Origin of the sequence: Salegentibacter sp. Hel_I_6 (assembly GCF_000745315.1) — a bacterium.
Lineage (GTDB): Bacteria > Bacteroidota > Bacteroidia > Flavobacteriales > Flavobacteriaceae > Salegentibacter.
In genome coordinates this window covers 538,735-560,199 of the sequence record NZ_JQNQ01000001.1, presented here as the reverse complement: position 1 = coordinate 560,199, position 21,465 = coordinate 538,735, and the positions used below count along the sequence as shown (strand labels likewise).

Sequence of the window (21,465 nt, the reverse complement as noted above, 5' to 3'; positions counted from 1 at the left end):
CTTTTATACTTGCGTTTCCTGATTTTCAACAATTTTTCCTCCTTTTAGTTTCAGAATATGCTGTGTTTTTGCCGCTAATTCAATATCGTGGGTAACGATAATCAGAGTAGTACCAGCTTCTTTATTTAGATCGAAAAGCAATTCTTCTACTTTTTCGCCGGTTTCGGCATCGAGATTTCCGGTGGGTTCATCGGCGAATAATACAGAAGGCCGGGTAGAAAAAGCGCGCGCTAATGCCACTCGTTGCTGTTCTCCTCCAGAAAGTTGGGAAGGATAATGATTTATACGATCGCCTAATCCTACTTTTTCTAATAATTCCTTGCCTATTTTAGAAGCATCTTTATTCCCCTGAAGTTCTAATGGAACAGCCACATTTTCTAAGGCAGTAAGCGTGGGTAGCAACTGAAAATCCTGGAAAACAAATCCAATATGTTGATTTCGCAATAGCGCTCTTTCATCTTCATCTAGCGTACTCAATTCGCTTCCGCAAAGATCAATAGTTCCAGAATCTGGCCTGTCTAATCCCGCGCAAAGTCCCAGTAGCGTGGTTTTTCCACTTCCGGATGGGCCTACAATAGCAAAGGTTTTTTGTTCTTCAACTTCAAAATTAATATCCTGGAGAACTTTAAGTTTTTTAGAACCGCTGGAATAGCTTTTCTCCAGGTTGCGAACGTTTAATATCTTTGCCATCTTATTACTTGATTATTGTCTTTTTTGAATGCTGACAAAATAAGGAAATGATTTGATTATAAACCCCGTTGCTATGAGAAACTTGAAGTATTATTTTGCTATTTTTTCAATATTTATAATGATTTCCTGCGGAGAAAATGCCGAAAAGAAATCGGAAGAAAAAAGCAAAGAAGAAACACAAACCGAAACCAAATCTGAGGTAAGTGAAAAAAATGTGATTCTTTTCTTCGGAAATAGCCTTACCGCTGGGATGGGATTAGAAGCTTCTGAAGCATTCCCGGCACTTATACAGAATAGATTGGATTCTTTGAATTATAATTATGAAGTAGTAAATGCAGGCTTAAGCGGGGAAACCACCGCGAGTGGGAAAAACCGCATTGAATGGGTTTTAAAACAGAATGTGGATATTTTTGTATTAGAATTAGGAGCGAATGATGGTTTACGAGGAATCCCTATAGCTGAAACTCGTAGAAATCTTCAGGATATTATAGATACTGTAAAAGAGAAAAATCCCGATACTAAAATAGTTTTAGCCGGAATGCAAATTCCACCGAATATGGGGGAAGAATATACAACCGATTTTAGAAATATCTTCCCTGAACTTGCCGAAGAAAACAATGTAGAACTCATCCCTTTTCTTCTTGAAGGTGTTGCCGGCGATCCAGAACTGAATCAGCAAGACGGCATTCATCCAACCGCCGAAGGTTACAAAATTGTAGCCGATAATGTTTGGGATGTATTGGAGGATGTAGTAGAGAAGGAGTAGTCTTTTGTAATTTCCCAACTCTTTATTAATTACCATGGTCCTACCTTTATTCTGTTGAAGTCCTTGATATTCAAGGTTTATATGTAATTTTCAAAATATAGTTAATAAAATCATACTTATTGATTTTATAGTGTGAAATGACATAATATTGCCGGAAGTAATCAAGTTTAAACTTTACTTCTATGACGATATTTGTGATTAGTTCGCTGGTAGCTATTATAGTATCCTTTTTATGTTCACTTACCGAAGCAACTTTACTAAGTCTAAACAATGTAAAGATTGAAACCGATAAACAAAAGGGAAAAAAATATGCTGTAATCCTCGACAGGTTAAAAGCGAATATTAACCGCCCCATAGCTGCTATCCTTATTCTGAACACCATAGCCCATACCGGTGGTGCCACCATTGCAGGAAGTGCCTTTGATGAGATTTACGGAGATGAACTGATATGGGTGTTTTCTGTAGTTTTTACTATTGTGATCCTTTTTGGGACCGAAATTTTACCTAAGGTTATAGGAGTTTCTAATCCGGGTAAGTTGGCCAGGTATATAGCGCTTCCCCTCGAAATTACCATTAAAATCCTCTCCCCACTTATTTATGTCACCGATTTATTCAATAAACTTATTTTAAGAAAAAAAGAAATCTCCAACAAATATTCTTTAGAAGATATTCAAACGATAGCTAAAGTTGCCCAATTGGAAAATGTAATCAATAAAGAACAGGAAGATATTATTGTAAAAACTTCAAAACTAAAAAGCAGGAAAATTGAAGAGGTTATGTTAGGGCTTTCAGAGGTGATTTATTTTCCGGAGGCAATAAGCGTAGATGATTACTTTGAAGGTGCCGAGCAGCACTTACATACCCGGTACCCTGTAAGTAAGACAAATTCGCCCCAGGACATTTACGGTTATTTAAACTTAAAAGAGATTTCCTTGCAAAGGGATAGTTTGGGTGCCGGGAGCCTTATTGAATTTATTCGCCCTATACTTTTGGTGAAGAATACCCAAAGTATTATACAGGTTCTCAAAGAACTAAATGATAAAAAATACCATCTTGCCATTGTTGAAAATGAAAATGGCGATTATATAGGGATGGTTACTTTGGAGGATATTGTGGAAGAAATTGTTGGCCAGATTGCTGATGAATTTGATATAGAATAGAAAGCTAAGCTTACCACTTTCTGGAATAACGTTTTACCTAGCGGATTTTTTATGATTTATTGGCACCTTGACAAACAGGTTTTCTAAATAAGGCCTTTTGTCCGTAATTTTTTATTTTATCTTTCCTGATTTTCTCAATACTTCAACTCTTCTTCATATTTGGCAGTAAAGTTTTGAAAAAAAATGCTATTTTAGGCTTTTATTAAGAATAATGGCTGCAGAATTGGCTTTATGCCGATTTTTAATAATCTAAGCTTTCTCTAATTCCTGGATTTAATGCTTCTTTTCTTAATAATTCAAGCAATTCATTCAATCACAAAACAGAATATTTTTTATGAAAAGAAGAAAATTCGTTCAATTAACCGGAATGGGTGCAGGCGCTTTGATGCTTCCTTCCTATTTAATGGGAAGTAACGTTTCTGCCGAAGCACTTTTGAATCCCGGTATGGATATTCTTACCAAAAGAAAACTCGCCGATGTAGCGCTAAACACAGCTAAATCACTTGGTTCTACCTATGCAGATGCTAGAATAGGCCGCTACCTAAATCAATACGTTTTTACGCGTGAAGATAAAGTTCAAAACGTGGTAAATACGGAGTCTTTTGGAATAGGAATTCGAGTAATAGCTAATGGTACCTGGGGATTCGCCTCTACCAATAGCGTTACCGAAGATGGTATTATGAAAGCCACACAACAAGCCGTTGCTATCGCAAAGGCAAATTCTAAAATTCAAAAAGAACCCGTAAAACTTGCTCCGGTAGAATCTCACGGGGAAGTTTCATGGAAAACTCCAATTAAAAAAGACTTTAAGGAAGTTCCTGTTTCAGAAAAAGTAGACTTATTGCTTAGCGCGAATGCTGCTGCTATGGATAATGGGGCCAACTTTGTGAATTCGGCACTTTTTATGGTGAATGAGCAGAAGTATTTTGCTTCTACTGAAGATTCTTATATAGATCAGGACATACATAGAATTTGGCCAACTTTTGGCGTAACTTCCATAGATCGTGAAGCCGGGAAATTCAAATCTCGTGATGCGATGAGCGCTCCAATGGGAATGGGTTATGAATATATGGATGGGTTAGAATCTGAAAAACTGGAAGGTCCCGGCGGATTAAGATTGTATCGTAACAGTTATGATATGGTAGAAGATGCCACTTTAGCCGCAAAACAGGCTAAGGAAATGCTTTCAGCTAAATCGGTAGAGCCAGGGAAATATGATCTAGTCCTTGAACCAAACCACTTAGGCTTAACCATTCATGAATCTGTAGGTCACCCATTAGAATTAGATCGCGTGCTTGGTTATGAAGCTAATTATGCGGGAACCAGTTTTGCTACTTTAGATAAATGGAAATCTGGAGATTTCCAATACGGTAGTGATATTGTAAACCTGGTAGCCGATAAAACGCAACCGGGTTCTCTTGGTGCCGTAGGTTTTGATGATGAAGGTGTGAAAACCAAGAAATGGGATCTTGTAAGAAATGGAGTTTTAGCCAACTACCAGGCTATTCGTGACCAGGTGCATATGATAGACCAAAATGAATCCCACGGTTGTTGCTACGCGCAAAGCTGGAATGATGTTCAGTTTCAACGTATGCCTAACGTTTCATTAGAACCGGGGAAAGAGAAATATTCTATAAACGATATGATCAAAAATGTGGAAAAAGGTATTTATATCGCCGGGCGCGGTTCTTATTCCATAGATCAGCAACGTTATAACTTCCAGTTTGGCGGTACCGTATTTTTCGAAATTAAAGACGGGGAGATTGTGGGAATGTTAGATGATGTAGCTTACCAGTCTAACACTCAGGAATTCTGGAATTCCTGCTCTAAAATTTGTGACGAAAGCGATTATCGTATGTTCGGATCATTCTTCGATGGAAAGGGTCAGCCTTCGCAGGTTAGCGCTGTTTCCCACGGAAGTTCAACCTCCAGGTTTGACGGCGTAAACGTGATCAATACGGGTAGAAGTGTTTAATACTAACTGGTTTATTAAAAAAGAAATATAGAAATGGCAATATATACAAAAGAAGAAGCCAGGCAAATTATGGAAAAAGCATTAAGCTTTTCTACTGCAGATGCCTGTGTAATAAATATGGGAGGTAGCGAAAGCGGAAACATTCGTTATGCTCGTAATACGGTTTCCACTTCAGGACACCGCTCAAACCAAACACTTGCAGTTGAAGCCAGCTTCGGAAAAAAATCCGGAACAGCTACCGTAGATGAATTTGATGATGAATCCCTGGAAAGTGTGGTGAAAAGAGCCGAAGAATTGGCAAAACTCGCTCCCGAAAATCCAGAATTTATGGCGCCACTTGGCCCACAAACTTATGATGAATCTGTAAGTTTTGTAGAGTCTACGGCCAATATCTCTCCGGAATATCGTGCTGAGGTTGCCGCGAAAAGTATAAATCCTGCTTCTGAAAAAGACGTAACTGCTGCCGGTTTTCTAAACGATTCTTCCGGATTTAGCGCGATGTTAAATTCCAGCGGACTTTTCGCCTATAATAAATCTACAGATGTGGATTTTACGGTGACTATGAGAACTAATGACGGTACAGGTTCAGGCTGGGTTATCCGTGATTATAATGATGTCAAAAAATTTAATCCCGAAGAAGCTGCAAAAGTCGCTATAGATAAAGCAGTGATGTCTAGGGAAGCCAGGGCTATAGAACCAGGAAAATATACGGTGATTTTAGAACCCGCAGCTTCTGTAGATTTACTGCGGAATATGTCTGGAGCATTTAACGCCCGTACCGCCGATGAAGGCCGAAGTTTCATGTCTAAAGACGATGGTACCAAAATGGGCGAAAAGATCGTAGATGAGCGCGTAAATATTTGGAGCGACCCTCTACATCCCGATGTACCAACTTCTACCTGGAATGGAGAAGGAATGCCGCTTAAAAAGATGAAATGGATTGAAAACGGAGTGGTTAAAAACCTGGCTTATAGTAGATATTGGGCAGAGCAAAAGGGTGTAGACCCTGTACCTTATCCATCTAATTTCATTATGGAAGGTGGAGATGCTTCTCGAGAAGAACTTATAAAAAGCACCAAACGAGGAATCCTGGTAACCAGGTTATGGTATATTAGAAGTGTAGATCCACAAACTTTGCTTTATACGGGACTTACCCGCGACGGTACTTTTTATATAGAAAATGGGGAGATAAGATACCCTGTGAAAAACTTCAGGTTTAACGAAAGTCCGATAATTATGCTGAATAACCTGGAAACCCTTGGAGAACAGGTTAGAATCAACGGAAATTTAATTCCGTATATGAAAGTAAGGGATTTTACTTTTACAAGCCTTTCAGACGCAGTTTAAAACCTATAGATCTTTAAAAACTGGTTGTAATGAAGTTTTCATTACAGCCAGTTTTATTTTTTTCTGGGTGTGAAAATTTTTACTTTTTTAGAATTTGAGAGTCTAATTATAAAATTTAGTGAAGGTATTAAGGAAAGATGTAACAAATTCATTAAACATTTTTAGTATATTATGAGTGAAGCCTTAGAAAGATGTCCCAATTGCCAAGAGGATTTGAAAAATAGTTTTCTTAAGAATAATCGATTGATTAGTCAGAATAAAACGAACATTATCAACGAATATATTGATTCCAAATCAATGCATTATTGTTCAAAATGTGGAGATGTATTATACGATAAATACAGACTACAATTCCAAAAGGAAAAAAGTGAAATTAGTAATACATTAAAAAATTTAATTTCAAGTATTCCGGTTATAACTACTCATTCACCATTAAACTGGCGCTATAATATTTTAGAAATGGTCACTGGACAATCCACTACTGGTACAGGAGTTTTAACAGAATTCACATCTACTTTTACCGATCTAATAGGATCCCAGTCGGGAAGACATAATCAGAAAATAAAAGCTGGAGAAGAAATGTGTTTTTTTCAGTTAAGAAAACAAACTTTAGATTTGGGAGGCAATGCGGTAATTGCAACCGATATCGACTATTCTGAAGTTGGAGCGGGAAAGGGTATGCTTATGGTATGTATGTCTGGTACAGCGGTTTCAATTTATAATCCTGAAATATTAGGTGTTGAAAAAGAGAAGAGGATTGATGAACTCCAAGAATTAAATTCAAGATTAAATTATTTGAATCAATTCAATTTGGAAGAATATTAATTTTATTCGTGAATTGGTGGCCACAAACATTATACACTATACAATCTACATTATACATTAAAAAATGAATAGCTTTTTCTTTACCAGGCTTCAATATGAATCGGGGGATTGGGATGTGGATCAAAGGATGCCCTCCAATTTGCTGAATTCCCTGGTGGAGTATACCACGCTGGAAGTTGATACCCGTGAGAATATTGTTCCGTTAAGCAGTGATGAAATTTTTAAATGTCCGTTTTGTTATATTTCAGGGCATAAACTGGTTCAGTTTACGGCCAGGGAAAAAGATAATTTTGAGAAATATGTGAAAAATGGAGGTTTCGTTTTTGCCGATGACTGCAACCACGATATCGACGGACTTTTCGCTAAATCTTTTGAACGACAAATGGAAGAGATCTTTGGCCCGGGAGAATTGGCAAAAATCCCTAACGATCACGAAATTTATAATGTGTTTTTTGAGTTTGAAGACGGTCCGCCAACTACTTCGCAGGAACTAAATGGTTGGGGCGATGATTTGGTACACGAATATTTAAAGGCAATTGTAATAAACGGAAGAATTGGCGTGCTTTATAGCAACAAAGATTACGGTTGCGAATGGGATTATGATTTTAGAAACAAACGATTTTATAAAATAGACAATACCCGTTTTGGGGTGAATATCGTGATGTATGCACTTACATCTTAACCAGCCAGCAGGCTGCTGGACGCAATATTAGCAATAAAATTGGAAACCTATTACAAGTTCATTCTTTTGAGTAAACTATCGATGCAAGCTTGAGAGACATAAATTGAAAAAAATTGATTCGAGATATCCCGATGGTTCGGGACGGAATATTTAAATCTCGATTATCGAGTTAATTTATAATAAGATGAAAATATGGATCAGCAATTAGCCGATTTAGACCAGGAAGTAAAAACGCTTACCGGGAAACTTAAAGACTTAAAAACCGAGATCGCCAAGGTAATTATTGGGCAGGAGGAAACCGTAGACCAATTGCTAATTACATTTTTAGCGGGAGGGCACGCGCTTTTAGAAGGTGTTCCCGGTTTGGCGAAAACCTTAATGATAAGAACGCTTTCCCAGGCGATAGATTTAAAATTCAAAAGAATTCAGTTTACTCCAGATTTGATGCCTTCTGATATTATTGGGACAGAAATTCTCGAGGAAGACCATACCACGGGAAAGAAATTCTTTGAATTTAATAAAGGGCCAATTTTCGCGAATATCATCCTCGCTGATGAGATTAACCGGACGCCGCCAAAAACCCAGGCGGCGCTTTTAGAAGCAATGCAGGAGTTTGAGGTGACTTATTCCGGGAAAACCTACGAATTGGAACGTCCATTTTTTATTTTGGCAACGCAAAACCCCATAGAACAATCCGGAACATTTCCTTTACCGGAAGCCCAGCAGGACAGGTTCCTTTTTTATATTAAAATCGGCTACCCTACAGAAATAGAAGAAAATCAAATTTTAAAGCATACTACGGGATCTAAGAAGACTACGATTAATCCAATTCTTAGTGGCGCAGAAATCTTAAGACTTCAGCAATTAGTGCGGGAAGTACCTATAAGTGATGAGTTGATTTCCTATGTAAATAAACTCATAAGGGCCACTCGTCCTGAAACCAGCAATAACGAATTTGTAAAAGAATGGGTGAACTGGGGAGCAGGACCAAGAGCAGGCCAGGCAATGATCCTCACCGCTAAGGCAAGAGCATTGCAACAAGGAAGGCTGGCAGTAACTCCAGATGATCTGGAACATTGTGCTTACCCGGTTTTGCGACATAGAGTAATCGTAAATTTTAAAGCGGAAGCCGAAGGAATAACTTCAGATGAAGTAACCAGGGAATTGCTAAAATCAATAATACCGACAGCAAAAGCAAAAAATAAGTAAACTGCCTCACAGCAAGCTCAAGAGGCATTTATAGTGAAGAATTGTTTAATTTTCGAGGTAAGCCTCGAAGCTCCCGATAGTAATCGGGATAAATCTCGATTATCGAGTGAAGAAGGATTATCGTCAATTATTAAAACCCGAGATCATCAACAGCGTGAGTGGTTTGGCACTTATCGCCAGGGTGACGGTAGATGGATATCTTTCTGGCCTAAACCACAGCCGAAGGCTGGGGCCCGGAATGGAATTTAGTCAGTATCGCGGTTACGAGCCGGGCGATGATATGCGCCTGCTGGATTGGAAAATGCTGGCCCGATCTGGAAGATATTACATCAAACAATCGGAGGTAGAAACCAATGTTTCGGTAAAATTTATTCTTGATTCCAGTAAGTCTATGCAACACGAGGAAGATGGGATTACTAAAATGGACTATGTTCGGGTTTTGGTTGCTTCTTTGGCCTGGCTGGCGCAGAACCAGGGAGATGCTGTTGGGCTTTTTGCATTGAATGATCACGCTTTACACGCACTTTATCCGCAAGTTCAAAAAAAGCATTTTAATAGGTTATTGCTGGAATTAATCAATATTAAACCTGAAGGAAAATGGCCTAAAAATCCGAAAGCCGCTGAAAAGTTGCACGATAGGAGACACAAAGAACTTATATTTTTTATTTCAGATTTACACGAAGAAACTTCAGAATTAACTAATGTGATCACCAAATTGAAAACTCCGCGAAATGAAGTCGTGGTTTTGCATCTTTTAAGTAAAAATGAATTGGAATTTAATCACAAGGGTTCACTTACATTTGAAGACCTGGAAACTGGTGCGCGAATGAAAATAGATGCCAAAGAAGCCCGGAAACAATACCTGGATTCCCTGGAGAAATCCATTAAAACAACTAAAGAAATTATGCTGGCCAATGCAATTACCTATCAACTTTTGCGGCTTGATGGACCAATTGGGGAGGCGCTTCAATTGCTACTGAAAAAACGCAATAATTTAATGTAATATGTTTTTCTCAATCCTTCATTTTTATGGGCTTTACTGGGACTCGCCGTTCCGGTAGCGATACATTTATGGAGTAAAAAAGAAGGGAAAACCATTAAAGTTGGGAGTATAAAATTCCTGCAGGAATCTGATTCCCAAAAGAGCAGTAGTATTAAATTGAACGAATTTTGGTTGTTGTTACTAAGAATGTTGCTCATTACGATTTTGGTCTTTATCCTGGCCGAACCACGTTTACATTATAAAACTGAAAATTCACCAATCACTTATTTGGTTGAAAAATCTTTGCTTTCTTCTTCGGCAGTAAAAAGACTAACAGATAGTTTAAATAATACCGCTGAGGTTCGATTTTTAAAAACTGATTTTCCGGAATATCAATCTGAAAATATACAAGACACATTTGCTGAAACTCCGAATTACTGGAAACTCGCCCGGCAAATGGAAACTTTAAAAACCGATAGTGTCGTGGTTTTTACCAATGCTTTTGTTAGCGGAATTAAAGGAAAACGACCTGAAATCAACAAAAACATCCATTGGATTAACCTCAATCCCGGAACTGCAAAAACCAATCTGGTTGGGGCTATTAAAAGAGGTAACGAAATTGAAAGCATTTCGGTAATTAGCGATGCTGAAGTGCTTAACTTTCAGAAGGAAAAGCAAAATTTAAGCAATTCTGAAAAAGAAAGCGAGTTCGAAAATATCCCGGTGCTGGAATTGGATACTTTGGGGGTGAAAATTTATTCCGAAGAAGAATTTCAGGCGGAAAACAAGTATATAAAATCTTCGTTTTTGGCTTTGGGGAAATACCTGGAACAGCCTATTGAAATTATAAATTTTGAAGAAGAAAATTTCAATTCAGATTCCGAAGAAATATTGATCTGGTTAAGTGAAAAACCCGCTCCTAAAACTGAAGGGAAAGTTGTGAAATTCCGAAGGGACTCTTTAGCAAATTCACTTATTGAGCCTGGAAATTTCGAAAATGAATATTATTTAACCAGTGAACTAAATTCAGAAAATATTATAGAAAAACATCTCGCAGAACAGCTTCTGGAAATCCTGAATCTTTACCCTGAAATTAATAAGGAAGCTGAAAAGTACGATTTTCGAATGATGGATTTAGCGGTTTTAAAACCAAATTTTGGAGAAGCTTCAGAATTGTCCAAAAACCGGGATGGCAGGGATATTTCTAAATATTTATGGATATTATTAATCATGCTAATCTTATCAGAAAGAGCCCTGGCACGAGTTAGAAAACAATGAGCAAAACCGGAAAAGACATATTGATTAGGTTTCAAACGCGCTGGCAATTGTTGCTTTGGCTGGAGGTGTTTCTCTATGCTATTGGTGGCGCAGTTTTTACCTGGTTCTTTTCTTTCAATTTACTCATCAGTATTTTTACTTTCGGAATTGTTTTTATTGTGGCTGCTTTTCTTAAAAGACCTTGGGAAATCGATTTGCAGGAAGTCAGTAGTTTTATTGATCGCAAATCCAAAAAACTGGAATACAGCAGCGGATTATTACTAAAACCAACCGAAGAGCTTTCAGGACTGGCAAAACTTCAGCAGCAAAAAATTGCAAAAGAAGTTGAAGCAGAAAGCAAACAAATTCAGCCAGAACATAAACTGGGAACCGCCGCGATTACTTCTGTAGTAATTATTTCTATTGGTTTTTTTATGTTTTATTTCGGATTAACTGAAAATTATTTTTCAAAAGAAACCGCAATTCCAGAAGAAGAAATTATCGTTTTTAGGCCTACAGATTCTACCACATTGAAATCTAAAGCTCCGGTTTTAGAAGATCAGCAATTAACAATCAATTATCCGGGGTATACCGGTTTGTCAAATTCCACTTCATCAAAAATGGACATTAAAGCCGTAGAAGGTTCGCGTGTAACCTGGAAGCTTGGTTTTGAAGGTGCAGTAGATAGCGTAAGCCTTGAAAGTATGGGTAGGCGCAGACCGATGAAAAATAATAATGGAGTATATACTGGAACGTCCGTTTTGGAAAATTCAGGTTTCTATAATTTTAGATTTACCGATACGGCAGGCGCCAGCTACGTTTCAGATCTTTATGCGATTGAAGTCACTAAAGACAAAGCGCCGGTGATTATTTTAGAGGGCTTAAAGCAATTTAATTCCTTTAATTATGATGATGAAAAACGCATTAATTTTAGCGCTTCTATCACTGATGATTTCGGACTTGCAAATGCTCATATTATCGCTACAGTAAGTAGAGGAACCGGGGAATCGGTGAAATTTAGGGAAGAAAAATTGAGTTTTGATAATGCCGTAGAAAGTGGAAATAAAAGCCTGAATTTGACCAAAAATATAGATTTAGATAAGATGGAAATGGAGCCAGGCGATGAGCTATATTTTTATGTGGAGGCCAGCGATCTAAAACAACCTAAAGCCAATATTACCCGTAGTGAAACGCATTTTGCGGTAATAAAAGACACGATAGATTACGGTCCCGGCGTAGACGGTGGACTCGGGGTAGACCTGATGCCCGATTATTTCAGGAGTCAGCGGCAATTAATTATCGATACCGAAAAACTGATCAGTGAGCGAGGAAAACTTTCTAAAGAAGAATTTAATAAAACCAGCAACGATCTCGGTTTCGATCAAAAAGCGCTTCGTTTAAAATATGGTCAGTTTATGGGCGATGAAGCTGAAGGTGGAATGGAAACCGGGGGTGAAACTTCGGGAGATGATCACGATCACGATGAAGATCCTTTAGCCGATTACACCCACGATCACGATGGCGACAATGAGCATAATTTGATAGAAGATGATGGTCACGATCACGGTAAAGAAAGTGAAGAAGGAGAAGATCCTTTAGCTGATTATTTGCACAATCACAGCGACCCTGAATCTTCAACTTTATTTACCGATAATTTAAAAGCAATGTTACGGCAGGCCTTAAATATTATGTGGGATGCCGAGCTGCATTTACGGCTTTACGAACCCGAAAAATCAATGCCTTTTCAATATGAAGCTCTAGAACTTATCCAGGAAATCAAGAATAGCGCAAGAATTTATGTGCATCGTATTGGTTTTGATCCGCCGCCAATTAAGGAAGACAAACGGCTTACGGGAGAACTTGACGAGGTAGGCAATTATCGTAAAAATGAAGAACTTGAAGAAAAGGATGATTTTATTTTTATGCGGACAAGTGTTTTAAGATTGGAAAAATTAAAAGAATCAAATTCAAATATTACAGAAACCGATCGTGAGCTTTTTGAAAAAGCCGGAAATGAACTTGCCGAAAAAGCCATAGCTGAACCCGGCAGGTATCTGAAAGTTTTACAAGACTTAAAACGACTTTCTGAAGAGCAGCAAATAGGAAAAGAAATTATAATCGAAACACAAAAAGGCCTGTTGCAGGCACTTCCGAAAGCTAAATCTGAACCGCAAAAAAGAACCGGTTTTAGTGGAAAAATCAACGATTTATTATTGAAAGAACTGGAATTGAATGAGTAGTAACCTAACTTTTTTAAATACTTCGTGGTTTTGGCCGGTACTTGGCTGCTGCCTTATTTTACTCTTGGTTTTTATTTGGAAAGAATGGTCACAAGCCCGAAAAAAGCGCTTTGTTTTGAAAATTTTCCTGATAATTTTAGCGATTTCTTCTTTGGCGCTTATCGCTTTAAAACCTGCAATTAATGAAGAGGTTCGGGAAGGAAATGTTTTAATTGTTACTGCAGATTTTAAGCAAGATCAGTTAGATAGTTTGAAGAAGGTATATCGCAAAATAAAGATTGTTGATTATCGAAAAGAAGAGATTTTACCTGAATTGAAAACTTCAAAACAAATCTTTGTATTGGGGCGTGGAATTAGTGATTTTGATTTATACCAATTTGACGATTTACCGGTTAATTATTTGCCCGGAGATACTCTTGCCGGAATTGTAAAACTCAATTATAATCACAAAAATCGAGTAGGTAATAATTTGCAAGTGCAGGTAAGGTTTTTAAAACCAGAACTCGGTAACCGGCTGGTTTTAGAAGATGCTGGAGGAACTGCAATGGATTCAATTGTTTATACTTCGGAAAAAAATAAAAATTTCAGCCTGGAAGCCGAATTAAAAGTTACCGGGAATTATGTTTTTAATATTACTGAAAAAGATTCTTTAGGAGAAATTTTAAGCCGCGATGCTTTACCGGTAATAGTGAACAAAGAAGAAGATTTACGTATTTTAATGCTGAATAGTTATCCCACTTTCGAGCTTAAATACCTCAAGAATTTTTTAGCTGAATCCGGTCACGAACTGGTGATAAAAAACCGAATTACCGCTGGGCGATTTAAATTCGAATTTTTTAATACTGAAAACACGAGTCTAGGACGTTTAGATAAAGAAGCTTTAGAAGATTTTGATCTGCTTATTTCAGATACAGGAGCTATTCGCAATCTTTCTTCTTCCGAAACCAGTGCGCTGCAAAATTCAATTCGGGAGACCGGGTTGGGACTTTGTATGTTGGGAGAAGCTAATACGCTAAATTCTGTAGGGGATTTTTCGATTTTTGAATTACAACGAGTTTCAGGTACAGAAACTGAAGTAGATAATCTTCCTGAAATTTCTATTGCCAAACAGCCTTTTCAGTTAAAAGAAGCAGTTGGTTTGGAGGAGATTCATAATTCGAATTCAGGGATTTTGAGTGGCTATAAACGAATGGGGCAGGGCAGGATTGGTACAACGCTTTTAGAAAACACCTGGCAGTTACAACTGGAAGGTAGGCAGGAAGCTTATCAGCAGGTTTGGTCTCAACTGGTGGAGCAAATAAGCAAGAGAACTTCAGTCACGGCATCCTGGGAAGCCAAAACAGATTTTGCGTTTAAAGATCAGGCTTTTGAGTTTCAACTTCGGACTTCAGTAGAAAACCCGAGAGTTCGGGATGAGAATGATTATTTAATTCCGCTAAAGCAAGATTTAAATAATTCAGAATTATGGTCGGGGAAAACTTATCCGCAAAAAACCGGCTGGCAGAAATTAAAATTGGAACAGGATTCTACTTCGGTTTTTAATTATTTTGTGCATAAAGCCGGTGACTGGCAGGCTTTACAATCTTATCGAACCTCACAGAAAAATAATAGATTCTTTCAGCAGGAAATCGTAGAAGAAGAGTCGGTGAAAATACCAATTGCCATTAATCCGTTGTGGTTTTTTGGAATATTTCTTATTTCGATTGGCGGTTTATGGCTGGAACCTAAATTGTAAAAAGTTATTTCTTTTTTCGGGAAGGTCTGTAATTTTTAATTTTCTTTAGCTTTTCACTCTTTGAAATCACCGCCAGGCTCAAAGAAACCAATACAGAAATCGCTGCAGTAGTACCCAAAGCGCCGCCGTAACCTTTAAAAAACGGACTCGCATTTAGGTAGATAATTGAAAAAATAAATCCAGAAAAACCTACCAATAAGTAACTGGGGAGTACTTTGGATGAAACCATTCCTATAAAAGTAGCGCCAATAAAAACTAGAGGAATGTTTTTAGTTAAATAGGGAGTGAAAATTTCAGGCAACAAATAGAAAAATAGACCAACAAGAAACGATAATCCTGCTGAAGCACGAACAGCACCCTGCCTGTACTTGTTATTCACTACATAAGTTAGGATGGCAGAAATAATACCGGTGAGAAAAAGAATACTGGTTTCCATCTAAAACAGGGTATATAAGATTATGGAAGAAATCGCAATACTGGTAAAAGCAATGGTTCCCAGTTTACCGCCAAATCCGTTAAAGATATTTTTAGAAAGAATAAGAATACTACCCGCTATAAATCCCGCAAATAAGATAAACTTTAAATTGGGCGCTACACTGGCCGATGTCATTCCTACAAAAGCTCCGCAATAAACGGCTGGCGGCAACTCTTTTAAAAGTTTTGATTTTTTATTTATTGAAGGAACAAAAGAAGCCAGGGTTCCTATAAATCCGGCGGCGATCACGGGTCCAAATTTGAGTCCGGTGTTTATATAAAAAGTAGTTATTGCTCCGGTTATTGAAAATAAGATAAGATAAAAGTCTTTTATAAAAAAACGTTCTTCTTCCCGTGGTGCTTTAAAATAAGCGATGCTTACCAATACCGAAATTACCCCAAGAAAAAGTAGCACCAGCGGTGCATCCATTTTATCAAAAAATATGGACAGAAGAAATGCAAACTGCATCATGATTAGAATAAAGAAAGATAATCTTCTGAATATTTTCGTCATACTTCAGGCTTGGTACTTTTAAGTCGGCAAAACTACTAAAACTATAAACTTTAGGATGTTAGATTTTAATAATAAAAGGGCTTTTATTTTGACTTTTTCAGAATAATCAAGCTGAAAAATTCTTTTCAAAATTTAACGAAGCAAAATAATTTTGAGTTCAAATATTTTATAATTTTGGAAAATATCCTATAAAAAGGAAATAATCCAAAAATGAAGAATAAGTCTATTTTACATCTGGATCTCGATGCATTTTTTGTTTCGGTAGAACGTAAGCAAAATTCTGAATTGAATGGTAAACCGCTTATCGTAGGTGGAATGGGAGATCGTGGGGTAGTGGCAGCCTGTAGTTATGAGACGAGAAAATTTGGAGTACACTCGGGGATGGCAATGAAAGTAGCCCGGCAGCTTTGTCCGCAGGCCACTGTAATTAAAGGAAATGCCAGTACTTACACCAAACATTCGAAAGAAGTTACAGAAATTATTAAAAGCCAGGTGCCCAGTTTTGAAAAAGCCAGTGTAGATGAGTTTTATGCCGATTTGAGTGGAATGGATAAATTTTTCGGAATTAATCAATTTGCGAGTGAGTTGAGGCAGAGAATTATAAAAGAAAGTGGCTTGCCAATTTCTTTCGGACTTTCACAAAATAAGGTGGTTTCCAAGATCGCTACGGGAGAAGCCAAGCCCAATGCAGAAATTATAATTCCGCATGGAAATGAGAAAATCTTTCTTGCACCATTAAGTGTGAATAAAATCCCGATGGTGGGAAATAAAACCTTTCAGAAACTTCTGAATTTAGGCGTTAGGGAGATAAAAACCATCCAGGAAATGCCGGTGGAAATGTTGGAAAGCGTTTTAGGAAAAGCCGGGCGAACTATTTGGAAACGAGCCAACGGCCTTGACGATACGCCAATTATTCCGTATCACGAAAGAAAGTCTATTTCTACCGAGCGTACTTTTGGCCGTGATACTATAGATATGGTACGCCTGCATGCAACTTTGGTGGCGATGGCCGAAAGCCTGGCGTACCAGTTGCGGCGTGGCAATAAGTTAACCAGCGTGGTAAGTGTAAAGATCAGGTATTCCGATTACCAGACGCATTCTAAACAGGTGAAAATCTCATATACTAGTGCCGATCATATTCTAATTCCAAAAGTCGAAATGCTCTTTAAGCAACTATATTCCCGCCGGTTGTTGATTAGGCTAATCGGGGTAAAATTCAGCGGACTTGTAGGTGGGAATTACCAGATTAACCTGTTTGATGATTCTGAAGAAATGCTGAATTTATATAATTCCATAGATAAAATTAAGGAGCGTTTTGGAGAACATAGCGTGATGCGTGCGGTCACCATGGGGACAAAAACCATTGGACGAATGGGAAATCCGTTTAATGGCGAACCGCCAATTGTGTTGGCGCATAGAAAGCAATAATGATCTACTTAAACTGCCATACCTGGTATTCGCTGCGCTACGGAACTTTCTCAGTGGAAAAACTCTGTGAACTCGCCCGGGAATTTAAAGTTGAAGCTTTAGCGATTACCGATATTAATAATACTTCGGCTTGTTTAAATTTTATAAAAATCGCTTCGGAATATGGAATAAAACCAATTGTGGGAATTGATTTTAGAAATGGGGTAGAACAACAATATATAGGAATTGCAAAGAATAATGAAGGGTTCAGACAGTTGAATGCTCATTTATCGCAGCAACTTCATTCAAAAAAAGAATTTAAGCCTGAAGCCCCCGAATTGCCCGATTGTTTTATCATTTATCCTTTTGAAAAAGTAGTAGCGAATAATAAATTCAGTTTTAAAGAAAATGAATTTATTGGAATTTCGGTTGAAAATCTGCGAAAGCTTAAATTTTCTAAATACCTGAAGTTTAAAAATAAACTGGTGTTGTTACAAAGCGTGAGTTTTAGGAATAAACGTGACTATAACGCGCACCGATTGTTGCGGGCAATAGATAATAATGTTTTGCTTAGTCAGCTTCCTGAAAGCGAACAGGGTTCTTTTTCTCACCAGATGATATCTTCAGAAATTATTGCTTTAGAATTTGAAGATTTTCCGCATATTCTAGAGAACACACGGGAATTGGTAAAAGCCTGCCGGGTAGATTTTAAATTCGGAAAAACCCAAAATCGAAATTTATTGGTTTCAGGTGATAGCCCTGAAGCTGATATTACCCGGTTAAAAAAATTATGTGAGGATAACCTGCCAAAACGTTATCCCGATGCAAGTGAAAAAGTATTGCAGCGGGTAGAGAAGGAGCTTAACGCTATTATTAAGCTTGATTTTGTTTCCTATTTTTTGATCAATTATGATATTGTGAGGTATGCCCGGTCAAAGAATTTTCCGTTTATAGGGCGGGGGAGTGGCGCCAATTCTATTATTGCTTATATTATTGGAATTACCAATGTAGATCCCATTGAGTTGGATTTATATTTTGAACGTTTTATCAATGAAAGTCGAAGTTCACCCCCCGATTTTGATATCGATTTCTCCTGGAAAGATCGTAACGAAGTAACCGATTTTATTTTTAAAAAATACGAGTTTACAGCCCTAATGGGTACTTACGTAACCTTTAAACGTCGTGCGGTTGCCCGGGAATTGGGGAAGGTTTTTGGTTTACCAAAAGAGAATATCGATAAGCTTTCTGCAGGGTTTTTTAGGCTAAATGAGCTCGATCAATTGGAGAAATTAGTGCTTCGCTACAGTGCTTTAATTGAAGGTTTTCCTAATTATTTGAGTGTGCATTCCGGCGGAATTTTAATTCTGAATGATAGTGTATATAATTATGCCGCTACTTTTTTACCCCCAAAAGGTTTTGAAACGATCCAGATAGATATGAATATCGCGGAAGAAGTTGGGATTCATAAATTCGATATTCTAGCCCAACGCGGACTCTCGAAAATCACCGATGCTATTGAAATTATAAAAGAAAATCAGCCGGAAGCTGAAATTGAGGATATTGAAAATATTGCTGTTTTTAAGGAAGATCCACAAATTAATGAGTTACTGAAAACAGGTGATTGTATGGGTGTTTTTTACGTAGAATCTCCTGCAATGCGTGGTCTGCTCACCAAACTACAAACGGATAATTATTTAAATTTAGTAGCCGCGAGTTCTATAATCAGGCCCGGAATTTCCAGTGGAGGGATGAAAGAAGAATATATAAAACGACATCGTGATCCCGCCAGAAGAAAGCAGGGCCATCCTGTAATGCTAAAAATTATGAATGATACTTATGGGATTATGGTCTACCAGGAAGATGTGATGAAAGTGGCGCATAAGTTCGCCGGACTTAGTTTTGAAGATGCCGATGTGCTGCGACGGGGAATGAGTGGTAAAAAAACCTCAAAAGGCCAGATGGAACAAATTGAAGCTAAATTTAGGGAGAATTGCAGACAAAAAGGCTATAATGAAAAGATTATAGATGAGGTTTGGGAGCAAATTTCCTCCTTTGCCGGTTACGCATTTCCAAAGGGACATTCCGCTTCTTATGCGGTAGAAAGTTACCAGAGTTTGTATTTAAAGAAATATTTTCCGTTGGAATTCATGGTGGCTGCGCTTAACAATGGCGGCGGATTTTACGATGTAGAAACTTATATCCAGGAGATTAGAAAATGCGGTGGGAGCGTACACCCGCCCTGTATCAATAAAAGCGATCACCCGAATAGTATTTTTGGAAATGATATTTACCTGGGATTAGGATATATCAAAGAATTGGAAACTAAAACTGTGCAGCAAATCCTGGAAAACCGGCAGTTTTTTGGAGCTTTTAAGTCGTTTGATGATTTTATAGATCGAATTTCTATCTCTATAGAACAACTAAGTATTTTGCTGAAAATAGATGCTTTTAGATTCACTAAAGTAGATAAACATCATTTACTGTGGAAAGCTCATTTTAAACTGAATGCCTCCAAACCGGTAGCTACACAGGAAAAGTTATTTAATACCGCTCACCGGGATTTTGAACTTCCGCAGTTTCAATATTCATCATTAATAGAAGCTTTTGACCAGATGGAATTGCTGGGCTTTCCACTTTGTTCTCATTTTAAATTGCTTAAAAATCCCATTGAAAATTCTGTAAGAGCAAAGGATCTAAAACATTATGTGGGAAAGGAAATATTGATCTATGGCGGGCTAATTACCGCCAAAAAAACAGGTACTTCTAACGGGAAATATATGTATTTCGGGACTTTTTTTGATTCTGAGGGCGATGTTTTTGATACGGTTCAATTCCCGGCTACCGCAGAAAAATATCCGTTGCGCAGCAAGGGAATTTATAAATGCTACGGCCGGGTAAATAATGAGCTGGATTATATTTCTATTAGCATACAATGGTTGCAACGCCAGGACACGCTAACCGATCCCAGGTTGGTTGGTTACCAGTTTTCGTAGAGATTAACCTAAGCGTCATCCTGAACTTGTTTCAGGATCTAAGTTGTTAGAATCTGAAATAAATTCAGATTGACAATAACCAACTAGGATGTGATCTTCGTTTTATTAATTTGCTTCAGTCTATTCTATTTAGATTCCGTAATGGTGCAAAAATTTATAGACTGCATAATGTTTATTTCAGCTCAAGATTACAAATTAGATTTCAGAATAAATTTTGGAGCAGGCTCTGTAACAAGTTTAGGATGACCAGAGTTATGTGATACTGGTTCAAATATGTAAGCATGTAAAATGAATAATATAAAATTTTATTCAGCTAGAGGTAAATATATTTCGGCTTCCCATTGGGATTCATCTCCCCCCATTTGTGGATTGTTTTTAAAAATCTCCATGATGTTTTCAGTTTTAACAGCAAGGTTATTTTTTTCAGCATAATTCATTAAATGAAACCAGGCATTATGAGAAAACATATAATTACCGTAAAAATTTGCTTTTAGCGATTTTGCTTCAGGAATATCTTTAATTTCAATAGTTAAATGTTCAGGGTAGGTTTCCATTTTTACAATAGGAAAACAAAAATCGAAATTGATATTTTTGGAAGTTTTATCCCAGCTATTGATAATTATTCTTGGTCTGCCCTCGGTTTCTAATTTGTGATCCAGAATATAATTTGAAAGTATATCTATGGTTTTCATCATTTCAAAAGCCTTCTGATCTACCTTGTTTTCAATATTAATACAAGCACAATTATTTTCTGGTGAAACTGTTTCTCCTTCAATTTTCACCGAATATAAATCAAGATTAGTAACAAGAGCCTTTTGGAAATATTGAAGTTCTGCTTTCATTTCCTGTTGAAAATCATTTTGGCCAATTAACAGCAAGAAACGATCTTTGATGGATTCATTTTTATTATTAATTCCCACTTTTACCTGGTTAATAGTATCGTTTTTTGGGTGTATAGCCCAGGTAAGCCTATAAAGTTTTCCATTTAGTTTTGTCTCTTGTTTAACTTTAGAAAAACTTGAATCGATCTTAGTTTCTAATACATCCATCTTATCAAAAATGGGATTATCTATTTTGTAAACCACTTCACCAGGAAGTGCTTTAGTTTCAAAACTAATAGAATAATCGTTTTCCTTTATTGCAAAATACCATAAGAGAAAAAGCACAGGTATTCCAATAAAAATAAGGATCCAATTTTTTTTTTGCATT

Annotated in this window: 16 protein-coding genes and 1 pseudogene; 13 read left to right on the top strand and 4 right to left on the bottom strand. The window is 37.4% G+C overall.

All coding sequences use genetic code 11. The features are described from left to right. Positions 1-3: 3 nt before the first annotated feature. Positions 4-690: an ABC transporter ATP-binding protein gene (locus tag FG27_RS02510; protein ID WP_037315085.1), complete on the bottom strand. Its 687-nt coding sequence runs from the start codon at positions 688-690 to the stop codon at positions 4-6. Between the two features lie 73 nt (positions 691-763). On the opposite strand from FG27_RS02510, the gene FG27_RS02505 reads away from it, so the two are divergent. From FG27_RS02505 to FG27_RS02455, 11 genes and pseudogenes are all read left to right on the top strand, one after another. Continuing rightward, the gene (locus FG27_RS02505) at positions 764-1,456 is read left to right on the top strand and encodes an arylesterase (RefSeq protein ID WP_037315083.1); all 693 of its coding nucleotides are present in this window, start codon (positions 764-766) and stop codon (positions 1,454-1,456) included. Positions 1,457-1,638: 182 nt separating this feature from the next. Continuing rightward, the gene (locus tag FG27_RS02500) at positions 1,639-2,616 is read left to right on the top strand and encodes a CNNM domain-containing protein (RefSeq protein ID WP_037315080.1); all 978 of its coding nucleotides are present in this window, start codon (positions 1,639-1,641) and stop codon (positions 2,614-2,616) included. Between the two features lie 334 nt (positions 2,617-2,950). After that, the gene (locus tag FG27_RS02495; RefSeq protein ID WP_037315078.1) at positions 2,951-4,591 is read left to right on the top strand and encodes a TldD/PmbA family protein; all 1,641 of its coding nucleotides are present in this window, start codon (positions 2,951-2,953) and stop codon (positions 4,589-4,591) included. A gap of 33 nt (positions 4,592-4,624) precedes the next feature. Beyond that, positions 4,625-5,938 carry a TldD/PmbA family protein gene (locus FG27_RS02490; protein WP_037315076.1) on the top strand — a complete coding sequence of 438 codons (1,314 nt, stop codon included), beginning with the start codon at positions 4,625-4,627 and terminating at the stop codon, positions 5,936-5,938. A gap of 171 nt (positions 5,939-6,109) precedes the next feature. Further along, the gene (locus tag FG27_RS02485) at positions 6,110-6,763 is read left to right on the top strand and encodes a heavy metal-binding domain-containing protein (protein ID WP_037315074.1); all 654 of its coding nucleotides are present in this window, start codon (positions 6,110-6,112) and stop codon (positions 6,761-6,763) included. Positions 6,764-6,827: 64 nt separating this feature from the next. Beyond that, complete coding sequence (locus FG27_RS02480; protein WP_037315072.1) at positions 6,828-7,445, top strand: DUF4159 domain-containing protein; 618 nt, start codon at positions 6,828-6,830, stop codon at positions 7,443-7,445. 192 nt (positions 7,446-7,637) lie between these two features. Continuing rightward, positions 7,638-8,654, top strand: coding sequence for a MoxR family ATPase (locus tag FG27_RS02475; protein WP_037315070.1), 1,017 nt, complete (start codon positions 7,638-7,640; stop codon positions 8,652-8,654). A 106-nt stretch (positions 8,655-8,760) separates the two neighbouring features. Next, the gene (locus tag FG27_RS02470) at positions 8,761-9,657 is read left to right on the top strand and encodes a DUF58 domain-containing protein (protein ID WP_037315068.1); all 897 of its coding nucleotides are present in this window, start codon (positions 8,761-8,763) and stop codon (positions 9,655-9,657) included. A gap of 15 nt (positions 9,658-9,672) precedes the next feature. Continuing rightward, a pseudogene (locus FG27_RS02465) lies at positions 9,673-10,914 on the top strand (BatA domain-containing protein); the annotation flags it as partial. Continuing rightward, positions 10,911-13,133, top strand: a complete 2,223-nt coding sequence (locus FG27_RS02460; RefSeq protein WP_037315064.1) for a hypothetical protein — start codon at positions 10,911-10,913, stop codon at positions 13,131-13,133. The pseudogene FG27_RS02465 and the gene FG27_RS02460, both read left to right, overlap by 4 nt. Next, positions 13,126-14,868: a hypothetical protein gene (locus FG27_RS02455; RefSeq protein WP_037315062.1), complete on the top strand. Its 1,743-nt coding sequence runs from the start codon at positions 13,126-13,128 to the stop codon at positions 14,866-14,868. The genes FG27_RS02460 and FG27_RS02455 overlap by 8 nt, the downstream gene beginning before the upstream one ends. Before the next feature lie 4 nt (positions 14,869-14,872). Here the strand turns inward: FG27_RS02455 and FG27_RS02450 are convergent, their stop codons facing one another. Both FG27_RS02450 and FG27_RS02445 read right to left on the bottom strand, forming a co-directional pair. Continuing rightward, positions 14,873-15,304, bottom strand: a complete 432-nt coding sequence (locus FG27_RS02450; RefSeq protein WP_037315060.1) for a hypothetical protein — start codon at positions 15,302-15,304, stop codon at positions 14,873-14,875. Further along, complete coding sequence (locus FG27_RS02445) at positions 15,305-15,856, bottom strand: hypothetical protein (RefSeq protein ID WP_037315058.1); 552 nt, start codon at positions 15,854-15,856, stop codon at positions 15,305-15,307. Between the two features lie 210 nt (positions 15,857-16,066). Between FG27_RS02445 and dinB the strand changes: the two genes are divergently transcribed. Both dinB and FG27_RS02435 read left to right on the top strand, forming a co-directional pair. Beyond that, positions 16,067-17,284: a DNA polymerase IV gene (dinB, locus tag FG27_RS02440; RefSeq protein WP_037315056.1), complete on the top strand. Its 1,218-nt coding sequence runs from the start codon at positions 16,067-16,069 to the stop codon at positions 17,282-17,284. After that, a complete protein-coding gene (locus FG27_RS02435) occupies positions 17,284-20,256 on the top strand; it encodes a DNA polymerase III subunit alpha (protein WP_081912575.1) in 2,973 nt (990 codons plus the stop codon). Before dinB ends, FG27_RS02435 begins: the two co-directional genes overlap by 1 nt. 305 nt (positions 20,257-20,561) lie before the next feature. Here FG27_RS02435 and FG27_RS02430 read toward each other — a convergent pair whose 3' ends face one another. Next, a complete protein-coding gene (locus tag FG27_RS02430; RefSeq protein ID WP_037315054.1) occupies positions 20,562-21,464 on the bottom strand; it encodes a GyrI-like domain-containing protein in 903 nt (300 codons plus the stop codon). Between the last annotated feature and the right edge of the window lies 1 nt (position 21,465).

Excerpts from the sequence above, each read along its gene's own strand:
- FG27_RS02510 (WP_037315085.1), bottom strand. The coding sequence starts at position 690 with ATGGCAAAGATATTAAACGTTCGCAACCTGGAGAAAAGCTATTCCAGC.
- FG27_RS02505 (WP_037315083.1), top strand. The coding sequence starts at position 764 with ATGAGAAACTTGAAGTATTATTTTGCTATTTTTTCAATATTTATAATG.
- FG27_RS02500 (WP_037315080.1), top strand. The coding sequence starts at position 1,639 with ATGACGATATTTGTGATTAGTTCGCTGGTAGCTATTATAGTATCCTTT.
- FG27_RS02495 (WP_037315078.1), top strand. The coding sequence starts at position 2,951 with ATGAAAAGAAGAAAATTCGTTCAATTAACCGGAATGGGTGCAGGCGCT.
- FG27_RS02490 (WP_037315076.1), top strand. The coding sequence starts at position 4,625 with ATGGCAATATATACAAAAGAAGAAGCCAGGCAAATTATGGAAAAAGCA.
- FG27_RS02485 (WP_037315074.1), top strand. The coding sequence starts at position 6,110 with ATGAGTGAAGCCTTAGAAAGATGTCCCAATTGCCAAGAGGATTTGAAA.
- FG27_RS02480 (WP_037315072.1), top strand. The coding sequence starts at position 6,828 with ATGAATAGCTTTTTCTTTACCAGGCTTCAATATGAATCGGGGGATTGG.
- FG27_RS02475 (WP_037315070.1), top strand. The coding sequence starts at position 7,638 with ATGGATCAGCAATTAGCCGATTTAGACCAGGAAGTAAAAACGCTTACC.
- FG27_RS02460 (WP_037315064.1), top strand. The coding sequence starts at position 10,911 with ATGAGCAAAACCGGAAAAGACATATTGATTAGGTTTCAAACGCGCTGG.
- FG27_RS02455 (WP_037315062.1), top strand. The coding sequence starts at position 13,126 with ATGAGTAGTAACCTAACTTTTTTAAATACTTCGTGGTTTTGGCCGGTA.
- FG27_RS02450 (WP_037315060.1), bottom strand. The coding sequence starts at position 15,304 with ATGGAAACCAGTATTCTTTTTCTCACCGGTATTATTTCTGCCATCCTA.
- FG27_RS02445 (WP_037315058.1), bottom strand. The coding sequence starts at position 15,856 with ATGACGAAAATATTCAGAAGATTATCTTTCTTTATTCTAATCATGATG.
- dinB (WP_037315056.1), top strand. The coding sequence starts at position 16,067 with ATGAAGAATAAGTCTATTTTACATCTGGATCTCGATGCATTTTTTGTT.
- FG27_RS02435 (WP_081912575.1), top strand. The coding sequence starts at position 17,284 with ATGATCTACTTAAACTGCCATACCTGGTATTCGCTGCGCTACGGAACT.
- FG27_RS02430 (WP_037315054.1), bottom strand. The coding sequence starts at position 21,464 with ATGCAAAAAAAAAATTGGATCCTTATTTTTATTGGAATACCTGTGCTT.